General features: G+C 36.8%; 13 protein-coding genes. 5 read left to right on the top strand and 8 right to left on the bottom strand.

Annotation, left to right across the window (positions count from 1 at the left end):
- The first annotated feature begins 12 nt into the window (after positions 1-12).
- The 5 genes from ureE to CPHY_RS03670 all read left to right on the top strand — a co-directional run bounded on the left by ureE (position 13) and on the right by CPHY_RS03670 (position 3,691).
- The gene (gene ureE / locus CPHY_RS03690; protein ID WP_012198716.1) at positions 13-468 is read left to right on the top strand and encodes an urease accessory protein UreE; all 456 of its coding nucleotides are present in this window, start codon (positions 13-15) and stop codon (positions 466-468) included.
- Positions 461-1,147 (top strand): urease accessory protein UreF, encoded by a 687-nt coding sequence (locus CPHY_RS03685; RefSeq protein WP_012198715.1) that lies wholly within the window; start codon positions 461-463, stop codon positions 1,145-1,147. Before ureE ends, CPHY_RS03685 begins: the two co-directional genes overlap by 8 nt.
- Positions 1,148-1,213: 66 nt before the next feature.
- Complete coding sequence (gene ureG / locus CPHY_RS03680) at positions 1,214-1,825, top strand: urease accessory protein UreG (RefSeq protein ID WP_012198714.1); 612 nt, start codon at positions 1,214-1,216, stop codon at positions 1,823-1,825.
- 3 nt (positions 1,826-1,828) lie between these two features.
- The gene (locus CPHY_RS03675) at positions 1,829-2,653 is read left to right on the top strand and encodes an urease accessory protein UreD (RefSeq protein ID WP_012198713.1); all 825 of its coding nucleotides are present in this window, start codon (positions 1,829-1,831) and stop codon (positions 2,651-2,653) included.
- Positions 2,654-2,752: 99 nt separating this feature from the next.
- Positions 2,753-3,691, top strand: coding sequence for an urea transporter (locus CPHY_RS03670; RefSeq protein WP_012198712.1), 939 nt, complete (start codon positions 2,753-2,755; stop codon positions 3,689-3,691).
- Positions 3,692-3,775: 84 nt separating this feature from the next.
- On the opposite strand, the gene CPHY_RS03665 is transcribed toward CPHY_RS03670, so the two are convergent.
- From CPHY_RS03665 to CPHY_RS03630, 8 genes are all read right to left on the bottom strand, one after another.
- On the bottom strand, positions 3,776-4,777 hold the full coding sequence (locus CPHY_RS03665; protein ID WP_012198711.1) for an energy-coupling factor ABC transporter permease: 1,002 nt from the start codon (positions 4,775-4,777) through the stop codon (positions 3,776-3,778).
- Between the two features lie 189 nt (positions 4,778-4,966).
- On the bottom strand, positions 4,967-5,899 hold the full coding sequence (locus CPHY_RS03660; RefSeq protein WP_012198710.1) for a zinc ribbon domain-containing protein: 933 nt from the start codon (positions 5,897-5,899) through the stop codon (positions 4,967-4,969).
- Positions 5,886-6,164: a hypothetical protein gene (locus CPHY_RS03655; protein ID WP_041703151.1), complete on the bottom strand. Its 279-nt coding sequence runs from the start codon at positions 6,162-6,164 to the stop codon at positions 5,886-5,888. Before CPHY_RS03655 ends, CPHY_RS03660 begins: the two co-directional genes overlap by 14 nt.
- The gene (locus CPHY_RS03650; RefSeq protein ID WP_012198709.1) at positions 6,164-6,700 is read right to left on the bottom strand and encodes an RNA polymerase sigma factor; all 537 of its coding nucleotides are present in this window, start codon (positions 6,698-6,700) and stop codon (positions 6,164-6,166) included. The genes CPHY_RS03655 and CPHY_RS03650 overlap by 1 nt, the downstream gene beginning before the upstream one ends.
- Positions 6,701-6,802: 102 nt before the next feature.
- Entirely contained in the window at positions 6,803-7,429 is a 627-nt protein-coding gene (locus tag CPHY_RS20565; RefSeq protein ID WP_012198708.1) for a phosphatase PAP2 family protein, read from the bottom strand.
- A gap of 145 nt (positions 7,430-7,574) precedes the next feature.
- A complete protein-coding gene (locus CPHY_RS03640; RefSeq protein WP_049762292.1) occupies positions 7,575-9,929 on the bottom strand; it encodes a cation-translocating P-type ATPase in 2,355 nt (784 codons plus the stop codon).
- 100 nt (positions 9,930-10,029) lie between these two features.
- Positions 10,030-10,581 (bottom strand): GNAT family N-acetyltransferase, encoded by a 552-nt coding sequence (locus CPHY_RS03635; RefSeq protein ID WP_012198706.1) that lies wholly within the window; start codon positions 10,579-10,581, stop codon positions 10,030-10,032.
- A 363-nt stretch (positions 10,582-10,944) separates the two neighbouring features.
- Positions 10,945-11,739 (bottom strand): immunoglobulin-like domain-containing protein, encoded by a 795-nt coding sequence (locus CPHY_RS03630; RefSeq protein WP_012198705.1) that lies wholly within the window; start codon positions 11,737-11,739, stop codon positions 10,945-10,947.
- Between the last annotated feature and the right edge of the window lie 93 nt (positions 11,740-11,832).

Below are 11,832 nucleotides of genomic sequence, written 5' to 3'. Positions count from 1 at the left end.
TGAGGTGAAATTGTGATTATAGAACAAGTAGTAGGCAATATTGACAATATTAGCGATGAAATTCTAAATAAACTACACCTGGAAAATGTATTCGTTGAGAGTTCAAATTTGGTAAAGAAAGTCCAAAGAGTGGTTACAGATCACGGCAGGGAGATTGGTATCTGTCTAAACGGGCAGAAAGATCTTTCCCCCGGCGATATTTTGTATATGGATGAGCGAGATATTATCGTGTTAAATGTTATTCCTGATGATTTACTTGTCATACGTCCAAGCAGCCTGAGGCAGATGGGAGATATTGCGCATAAAATAGGAAATCGCCATATTCCAGCACAATTTGATGAAATAGAAATGCTGGTACAATACGACTATCTAGTAGAGGAACTATTAAAGCAATTAGAAGTTCCTTATACTCGTGAGAACAAGAAAGTAAAGTTGGCATTTCGTCATGTAGGTCATAGCCATGGATAATTACGTTTTAAATCTGCTTCAATTATGCGACTCAACCTTTCCAACCGGTGCATTTAGCCATTCTTTTGGCCTCGAGACCTATATTCAGGATGGTATTATTTTTAATAAAGAGACTTTTTCCAAATGGAATAAAGCTTATATCAAAGAACAGTTGGTATACTCAGATGGTCTTGCCTGCCGCTTGGCTTATGAGGCTCTTGAGAATAATGACATGGATACCATATGGATGTTAGATGGCATGTTACGAGCACAGATTTTGGCTAGAGAAAGTAGAGAAGGTAGCAGAATCATAGGGGAAAGGTTGTTAACCTTGGGTAATCAACTCTACCCCTCTTCACGACTTACTTCTTACGTAGATAGAATAGCGAAAGGGGTCAGCTATGGCCACCCAGCAATTGCATTTGCCTTGATTTCACATTCTCTCTCTATTCCAAAGAATACTACTGTTATGAGCTACTTATTTTCCTCCAATGCAAACCTTGTACAAAATGCTGTTCGTGGTATTCCTCTCGGTCAAACACAAGGTCAACAGCTTATTAAGGAATCTCAAGATTTTATCGCTGATGCTTGGAATTTAATTGAAACGCTTACAGAAGACGATTTCGGTATAACGGCTTCAGGCATTGAAATTTCTCAGATGAGGCATGAAGTATTACACATTCGTATCTTTATGTCTTAAATATAAGGAATCTAATCTTTCATTGGAATGATGTTATGCCTAATTTATTAAGAAAAGAGGTAGTATATGAAACCCATAAAAATCGGTGTCGGCGGACCAGTTGGAGCTGGAAAGACAATGCTTGTAGAAAAACTCACACGTTACATGAGTGATGATTATAGCATGGCTGTGGTTACTAATGATATCTATACAAAAGAGGATGCAAAGTTTTTAATGGAGAATGGTGTATTACCTTCTGACAGAATAATCGGTGTTGAAACTGGTGGATGCCCTCATACTGCAATTCGAGAAGACGCTTCCATGAATTTTGCTGCTGTAAATGAACTGGTTCAAAGACACCCAGATGTTCAGATTGTATTTGTAGAAAGTGGCGGAGATAACCTAGCTGCAACATTTAGTCCTGAACTAGCCGATTTTTCAATCTATATCATTGATGTTGCACAAGGCGAGAAAATACCACGTAAAGGTGGTCAAGGAATGATTAAGTCCGATTTGTTTGTGATTAATAAAACAGACCTTGCTCCATATGTAGGTGCAAACCTTGATATCATGGCCTCTGATACTAGAAAATTCAGAGGGAATAAACCTTTTGTATTTACCAATTTAAAGAAAGATGAAGGGCTTCCTGATGTCATAAGTTGGATTAGAAAAAATGTTTGCCTGGAAGGATTAACTTAGAGAATGACTAATTACACTGGATATCTGCAATTATCTACAGAGAAAAAAAGAGGAAAAACGATAGCACAAGATATGTATTTTTATGGTGCCTTCAAACTAATGAATCCATTTTATCTAAATAACGATGAGCAAGCGTGTTTTTATATCATGAACCCAGGTGGAGGTTATGTAGATGGGGATACCTATCGAATGGATATTCATTTGGCTAAGGAAGCACAGCTTCTATTGACAACTCAATCCGCCTCCAAGATATACAAAACTCCCAAAAATCCTGTGGTTCAAGAGATAAATATCACATTAAAGGAAGGCAGCTTGTTAGAATACCTACCAGACCCAATAATAGGTTATAAGAATTCAAGATACAAGCAAAAAACTATAGTGCATATGGAGAAGGGTACCAGCTTAATTGCTACCGATATCATAACTTCGGGATGGGACCCGAAGGGAAATCTATTTTCTTACCATATGCTCGACTTAAATACAAAAGTATATTTGGAAGATAATCTTATCCTACTCGATCATATAAGATTAACGCCTGGCAGTCAATCACTGAGTAGTATTGGACAATTTGAAGAATATTCTCATCTAGGTACAATGATTGTTGTTAGTGAATATACCGATGAGAGCTTGATATCAATGCTATATGATGTGATGGAGACCCAGAATTTAAAATGTAGATACGGTTTATCTATGCTTTCCAAACCTGGTTTCATGCTTAGAGTCCTTGCTTCTTCTACACAAGAAGTCATGAGAGCTTTTGACATCTGCCATAAGTTGATCAGAATGAAATGGTATAAAAGATCTCCTGTGTTTCTTGGAAAATATTAAGCATGTTATTCATTACTTCGAAAAGTCGTAAAGCGTACTTTATCTTGTTTTCAAAATTTTTTTGTTAAAAATTATTACTTGCATGAGGTAAGAGTTAGTATGGATAAACTCAAAACAGAAAATAAAAATTTAAATCTTAATAATTTAATAACCGCATCTCTAAAAGGTATTTCTCAAGTAATATTAGTAGAAAATACGTTATCCGGCCTAATTATTTTAATTGCGATTACCTTTTCCGACTATAAATTAGGGATAATCGCATTGATATCTTCTATGATAGGTGCTTTAACAGGCCATATAACCGGTGTAAATAAAAATACGATAAACCAGGGATTACTAGGTTATAACTCTGTTTTAATAGGATTAGCATTATCTATATTCTTTATGGGTTATAACCGATGGTGGATCGCTTTGTTAGGAGCTTTCTTTGTTGCCATACTAACAGCTGCGATGAATCACTTTTTTAGTAATCTTAAAATACCTGTTTTGACTTTTCCATATATTATTTTAACATGGCTATTTATTCTTGCAGGTTATCACCTTCAGGTTTTTAAGTTAGCATCTGTAATACTACCGCAGGATTTAGCCAGCTGGCATATGGTCAATGATGGTAATTTTAATTTGTTAAACGGATTAGTAAATGGCGTTGGACAAGTATATTTTCAAACCTTTTTGATTTCAGGAATTCTTATTTTAGTTGCAATATTTTGGGACAATTGGAAATCTGTAATGTATGCAATTATCGGAACTATTGTGGGATTTGCTACTGCTTATTGCTTGGGTTCCGAGTTTTCCTTGCTCAATCAAGGATTGTATGGATTTAATGCGGTATTGACAGCACTAGCGATTTCAAAGGTATTCGATGCGGATCGTCCATTTGCACCACTTACCGGGGTGATTGCTTCAATTCTTACCGTACCAATCACCGCAGCTATTGATACATGGTTAATGCCATATGGAATTCCTGGGCTTACTATGCCTTTTGTATTAGTCACTTGGATGTTTTTAGGAGCTAGAAAGGTCATGCCAAAGTTGTAAATCAACTTTTCCTTATCATGAATAAAGGTATGATCTTTAGAAACTATGTTTCTAAAGATCATACCTTTATTTCTTATTATTTCCTTACTCCAAGATGTCATCTTTTCTCTTAAATGTCTTGAGTAAGACACAACACCCTAAACTAATCGCTCCTACGACTATTGCTCCAAAAACCCCAGAAAACGAAGTTCCTAGCTTCGACTCACTATCTTTGAATGAATAATCTGGAAGTAAGGCTGTCTTTTCTTGTATCTTCGCAGCGTTATCCATTGCATCGATATACTTACTCTCTGGTTCCACGTCCGTACTACCAGTTAAATTTTGAATCGACCACTCTAATCCGTCCGGATTCTCTGATGCTAATAAGGACAACCCACCACCTAGAAAGATTACTACTGTTGATAAAATAATGAGCACCTGTTTCAAACCTATTTTATTCACTGCATTACTATTATGAAGAAGCTCAGGACGTGCATGAAAGACAAATATAATAACCGCACCAGTAATCAAACCTTCCAGCACTCCAATTGCAAGGTGAATAGGTTGCATAAACAATAAAAATTGACCAAAAGATAAAGAAGTAACTCCAGAGATTAATGTTTGAAGAGTTACACTAAACGCTCCAAGTTGTAAACTAACAACACTTGCAAGAACAGATGTTATTAGTATCTTTCCTGTACTCATACTTTTTTTCATCAGTGGACGGTATATACATAGATATCCAATAAAGCAGGAATAAAACGCCATATTCCATATGTTAGCCCCAAGTGCTAAAATGCCGCCATCCGCAAAAAGCAGACATTGGACAGCAAGTACAGATATCATAGCCAGAAATCCCGCATAAGGTCCTACTAGTATCGCCAGTAATAATCCTCCACAAAAATGTCCGCTAGAACCAGTTCCCGGTATTGTAATATTTACCATTTGCGCCGCAAACACAAAAGCAGACATTACACCCATGAAGGGAACTATCTTTTTATCGTTTTCTAATTTTACTTTTTTCACCGAAATAGCTGCTGTTACCGAAGTAGCCGCATACATTGTTGTCGCTACTGCCGGTGCAACCAAAGCGTCAGCCATGTGCATAATATGTATCCTCTCCAATCTCATTCTATCGATCATTATAGGTTGTTTCTCACTATTAAACAAGCCATGATGGGGGATACAAACTTAATTCATTTCTATACTAAAAAACATTGCGTATTACATGAATGTATTGAGTCTACAGGAACTTTTTCAATCATACTATGCCCCGGATAAGGATACCAAGAATTATTAACTTTCCTTTTTCTTTTCTCCGCATATCCTACAATACCGATCGTGACTATTAAATGACGCACCGCATTTTTCGCAGGAACTTCCGATTTTTGCACCGCATTCGGTACAATATAGATTGCTCTTTCCTTGTAACGCCTTACATTTAAAGCAGGTTTTGCCGTTCTGTTTGTAAATTTTATAGATAACGAATCCACCAAGGTTTGTGAATAACATCAGAATTCCCCATGCCGTTCCGTTTAGTTTTGATTTTACTGCATCAGCATAAACATACAGAGCAAGTAACACCCAGTAAAGCATGAAGAACAACATAGCAGCGGCAGCCACAACTTTAATATAAAGCATACCATTTTCTACCGGTAAAAATTCAAAAATAAAATAAGTTTTGCTATTGTTTTCTCCGCGTATATAATTCAGTGAATAAACCGTTTTTGCAGAACTTACACCGAAAAAATACTCTCCGTCATGTTCATCATAATAATCATTGCCTTTTATGACAGACACTACAGATCGTAAAGAAGCTTCACTTTTAATCAAACGATATGCCACCTCAGGATTTGATGGATCAATCATAAATTTATACTCATGTTTCCACTGAGGATCCAGTTCCAGACTGATTGAGCCTGTTTTCGCGACTTCTGAATGTTTCGCAGAAAACAAGATCTTATTATCTGCATCAAGAATCACAACGTCTACCACATCCGCATTTTTATTAGCAAAGTTGGCCAAGTCAGATTGAACTTCGGTCGCATCGGAGTTATGTTCCAGTTTTTCAGAAACTTTTTTGTAGTCAAAAATTAACCCAATTTTGTTACGAAATACATAACCAAGAAGCGAAACAGACGTAATTCCCGCAATAATAGCGGCAACCAGATATAGGATGAGTACTTTTTTAAAATTGATATTGGTAAGCAGTTTTTCAAATCTTTTCATTGTATAATACCTCCAAATTAGATTTAAAAATAACTGGTGATAAAACGACTGCACTCACCACCATGAATATAACCGCCCAAGTGATAAATGTCAGCGCACTCAATCCAAGGAATACCAGAGTGACCGGGACAATAATAAACAACAGGCAACAGATCAGAAAAGTCCGATTCATGTTTTTTTCACGCTGCTTTTCTTTCAGCTCAAAGCATTTGCGTTCAATTTCCTCATCCAGTGAGTCAAGAAGTGTATTCAAATTTTCGTTCACTACGATTCGCCCCCTATCAATGTCTGCCGAATCTTGACTATGCCATTGTGTATTCGGCTTTTGATGGTTTTTGGTTGTATATCAAGCTGCCTTGCTATTTCCTCCAACGTTTTTTGTTCCAGATATTTCATTTTAATAGCAATAGCCTGATCCTGTGGTAGAGAATTAAGCCGCTTTATCGCCTCGTCGATCTCCATGCTTTTGATAACCGCCTGTTCCATATCCTCTCCGGAATCAATCTCAAGCTCAGTAAAGTCTGTAAATATCTGCTTATTTTTCCGCAAATGGTCGATATAGAGGCGTTTGGCAATGGTCATGATATAGGTGGAAAAGCTTGCCTTGCCATTGATATCATAATGATCAATGAAGCGTATTAACCGGAGAAATGTTTCCTGCGTTAGATCCTCGCTCAAATACTCATCTCCGGTCAGCTTTAGTAGATATTTTGATACAAATGGATAATAGAAAGAGATAAGTGCCTGAAATGCCGATTTATCGCCTTTTTGACACTGTTTAATCAATATAAGTTCATCCAAGCACCCACCCCCTTCTGTCTTTATTTATTACACGTATTATAACATAAAAAGTTGCTACCTTTCCTATGCTTGTACTAAGAAAATTGTATTAAAAAAGTTGTATTAAGAAATACGATTTAAATCCTTTGATCTAATCACCAAAATAGTAACCAGCACAATAATCAGTCCACATAGATATCCAGCAATAACGTCGGTTGGACTATGGACACCAAGATAAATACGGCTAAAACCTTCCAACATTAGAAAGATAACAGTAAGGATTGTGACAGCAACTTTCAAATACTTATGATAAGAATACCTACAAAATAAATATAAACAGACCCCGACAAACGCTGTGCCAATCATAGCGTGCCCACTTGGATACCCGTATCCGGTCTCTTCGATCAATCTGTGTGCTACTGGACGGTCAATATGAAATAGGTGTTTTAACAGAAAGTTTAGTGCTGCGGCTGCCCCTAAAACATAGGCAGCGGGAAGGCCTACTTTAATTCTTGATTTTGGTATCATTAACAATAATAGTACAAACGGAATATATACAAACCATTCACCAATGTTAGTAATAACCTTCATAAAGCTTGTAACAGAAGGATATATAACAAGAGAGATTTCACTATACACTCTATCATTAAAACTTTGCGCTGCACCGCTTGTTACGAAGACGGTCAATACTGTAAATGCCAGAATCGTAACAGCCAGTAAGCCAATTTGTAATCTTAATTTGTGTTTCATAATCCTTATTCCCTTTCTCAAACAAGATGAAGTGGCAAGCCAATTCTCTTGTCGTGTATAAAAAAGTACGCTTCGCCAGCTTTTCTCTGTCATGAATTATAAAAAGTATGCTTCGCGAACTTCTCCTTGTCATGAATATTTCAAATTAAGCAGCTTTCTTCACAGGAAACAGCTTGTTAATCATACGTATTAAAATTATTTGAAGAGGCACACAGCAAGCAGCAATACCAAAAAATAAGATTATCCCATTTAACGTTAATTTCTCTAGGTTTAACATTCCGCTAAACAAATACGCAGCCGCATAAAATCCGATTACTGATGCGGTACATAAAAATACACGCAACTTGTTAAAAGGCTTGCAGGATTTTATCAGGGCTAACAAACTGATAAAACCAGTCAAATAATAAACCGCCGTTTTCCCAACAGCTTCTGAGATTCCAATTGCAGGTGACAGCCAAGTGACTGCCAAATAGCTGATTAAAATCAGCAAGGAATAAGGTAGAGCTTTTTTAATAACCGTATCCAAAAAAGCTCCTTCCGGCTTTTTACTGCTTGGTTCAAATGATAAGAAGAACGCAGGGAATGCTTCGATCACCGCATCAATCAATGTAATCTGAATCGGAATAAATGGGAAGGCTGATAGCGTTAAAATCGAAAGTATAGATAATAACACCGAGTATATAGTTTTTATGAAGAAAATACCTGCCACTCGTCTAATATTATTGACAACGCGCCTACCCTCCATAACAATATTAGGAAGAGCAGAAAAATCAGAATCCAAAAGCACCAATTGCGATATCTGCCTTGCAGCGTCACTTCCTGCTCCTATTGCTATGCTGCAATCCGCTTCCCTAAGAGCAAGTACATCATTAACACCGTCTCCAGTCATAGCAACAGTATGCCCCTGAGCTTGTAATGCTTTTACAAGCTGGCTTTTCTGGTTTGGCGTAACGCGTCCGAAAATCTTATATTTTGCTGCTGCTTCTTTTACCTCTTCCTCTGTGTTAATATTCGTCATATCAATATAGGAATTATATCCCTCAAGGCCCGCTTGTTCCGCAATACTTGACACAGTCAACGGATTATCTCCTGAAATGATTTTAATATTTACGCCCTCATTTTTGAAAAAAGAAAGCGTTTCTTTCGCATTACTTCGAATTGGATCGCAAAAGCTAACAGCTGCCACTGACTTGACAGAAGGAAGAACATCGTCCTTTAAGACTTCGGTTGTGAAACCAAAATATAAGATACGCTGGCCCGACTTCTGTGCCTTCTCGATTTCTTTTGGTGGCAAAAAGTCATTACCCATAATAATTTCAGGTGCACCAAGCACAATAGTTCCTAAGTTTTCAAAAGTAATTCCGCTCCATTTACGGTGTGATGAAAACGGGGTTTTTGCTAATATTTTGTATGAGGTTTTGGCTGACGGGAAATGCTCTTTTAGAGCCATAAAAGTGGCGTTGTTATCATCCATAGCTCCAGTAAAATAACTTGCCGCTTCTTCAAACGAAACAGGCATCACGTTTTTATCAAGTGGAATAACATCTACAACACGCATCTTCCCTTCTGTAATGGTTCCCGTCTTATCAAGGCATAGCATGTCCACATGAGCTAGAGTTTCAATACAGTGCATTTCCTGTACTAAAATATTCTTTTTCGATAGCTTAATGACGCCGGTTGCTAATGAAATGCTTATTATTAAAACCAGCCCCTTTGGTAGCATACCAAGAAGAGCAGCGGAAGTTAAAACTACAGATAGAGTAATCGAGTTGGAACGGATAAAATAAGCTTCAAGAAATAAGAGTATTCCCACCGGTATGATGAAAAATCCAGTGAATTTTGTTACCTTTCTCATTGAGGTTAACAATTCAGATGTAATTTTCTTGTGTTTTTTCGCGCCCATGGCGAGTTTGGATATAAAGTTATCTGCACCAACATGTTCCACTTTGGCATAGCATGTACCACTGACAACAAAACTTCCTGAAAGTAGTGTGTCGCCTGGCCGTTTGACGATTGTATCAGACTCTCCTGTAAGTAGTGATTCGTTTACCTCAATTTCTCCATAAACCACAACAGAATCGGCACATACTTGTTTTCCCATGCGAAGTACGGTGATATCATCTAAAACGAGATCCTCGACAGTTACTTCACTTTCTCTGCCATCACGTATCACATACGCTTTAAGCGCAGAAATCAATCTAAGGCTTTCAACTAATCTTTTGGCGTGTAACTCCTGAAAGATACCAATCAGAATGTTCGTTAAAATAACAACCAAGAACACCATATTTGTCCATGCTCCCACAAGAGCGAGACAAATTCCTATTACCAGATTAAAGGCATTGAATACGGTAAAAATATTTTCCCGTAAAATTTGCCAAGTTGTTTTTGTAATATTTTCAGGAGCAGCGTTTGTTAGTCCTTGTTCCTGTCTAAGTAATATTTCCTGTTCAGATAAGCCTTCTGTATAAAGCTTATTTACACGTTTTATCTCCAACTTCATTGAACCTCCATTATTGTGTTATACTTATTATACGGACAAACTTAAAAAAAGTTGCAAAAAAAATCCCAATCCTGATTATTTGTCAGAATCGGGTTTGCTTTTATACAGTGAAGGAATCTTTGCAAAGATTTTCAAATCGGAACACTAATTTAGGCATCCCATCAATTATCTTTTCTTCCGTTGTATATTTATTATTTGTATACTGACCAATTGTCTTATGCCAAAAAGCTTTCGCTCGTACATTATTCTCTGTAGAATGAGTAAGCAGCATCCACTTTCCATGATGATTTTTAAAGATCTCAAGCATTGCGCGATATGAAATAGATTTTCCTCTAAACGGGCTTAGAAAAAATGTTTCATATACATAATAATCTACTTCTTTTGGAACATACTTTCCACTTCCTACAAGGCAGAAGCCTGCAGGTATATGATCAACTAGAATTAAATACGGATATAATAAGTTGGAATTCTCAAACCATACTTGTTGAATATCATATTGCTCTATCAGTGTTCGTATTGGTTCTTCCTCAAATATCCCAAACTCATTAGGTAAAGTGCCATGGATTCCAGCTAAATCATGTAAATACAGAGGATACATGTTTTTAATCATAAATCCATCTGTAGTATCCACTAATTTTATTTCTATTTTCATTTCGAATTGCTCCTCTCATAATTAGAATATAAAAATTATATAGACGCAATTCTTTTCTACCAGATCACTCTATTCTATAGCCTTGTATTCGCTCCATACATTGAGATAATAATATCAAAGAATTGCATGGAGCTTACTACACAAACTTATCACCCAACACATTTTCGTATCCATTAAATAAATACTCCTTCCCATATACTACCTTCCATAGAATTACTATACTATGTAATAATTTTCATGTCAAATAGCAGCTATTGATTCTGTGTATCCAATCGTTTCATACTGGTAGGTGTGACCAGCTTCACTGGACTCTCTATCATAAGCAAGTCCCCTTACCTTTTACTTGGCAAGGAGACCAAAATATCAATCCTCTATTTCAAAGTATGCATAGTAAACATTAGTATCATAATCGCCTGTAGCTCTAAAATCCATTATCCCTTTACCAATTCTATAACTTCCCGCAGGAAGTTCGCCATACAGCCATTCCCAGTTTACATTCCATTCTGTGCTTCCATTCTTATGGATTATCCAAGCTTCTGTAGTCCATGCAATTTCATATTTTAAATTTAATGTTTCTACTGTTACCCATTGATCATCTGTTTTTGTTTCTAACCAATATGGGCTACCTGTATCCAAATCTCCTGTCGGTTGTCCTCCAGACTGATTACATATCAATGTCAACCCAGTCGGAGTGATATTGTCGGCACTTAGATTGATACCCCAAGCATCAATTTCAGAATTTTCAATAAACTCCGTACTCTCTTTGGTTTCTTTTTCAAATCTAATCCATTTTTGGTCTATCTTAATATCAATACCTTTATCAATAAACTGATATCCATATCCGCTTCCAAAATTAGATTGATCATCCTCCTTCGGAATTTCTGTACCATCTACTGTTGTAAGAATCTTCCCATCCATCACGCCGCATCTGCCAATAAAATCACTTTCTCTTCCTGTGTCATAGTATAGTTCCCCTTTGATCATGACCATAGGAGAGCTGTTCCCCGTATTTTGATCAGTACTCTCTACCTCTCCTGATTCAGTTATACTAGACTGTAAAAGCGCATTACTATCAGGTACTGGAGACTTAGTTCCACAGCTTGCTAATAAGATTAGTAAAAAGGTAAGTATCATTAGTAACGAAATATATCTTTTCATATTACGCTCCTATTCAGAATTTATTTGAGTAGTTATATATGTTAGACGAGTGAAGTCGTTAAATGTTCCTACAGAACAATTAAAATGATGCGA

The organism is Lachnoclostridium phytofermentans ISDg (genome assembly GCF_000018685.1).
GTDB lineage: Bacteria > Bacillota > Clostridia > Lachnospirales > Lachnospiraceae > Lachnoclostridium > Lachnoclostridium phytofermentans.
This window is presented reverse-complemented; position numbering and strand designations above follow the sequence as displayed.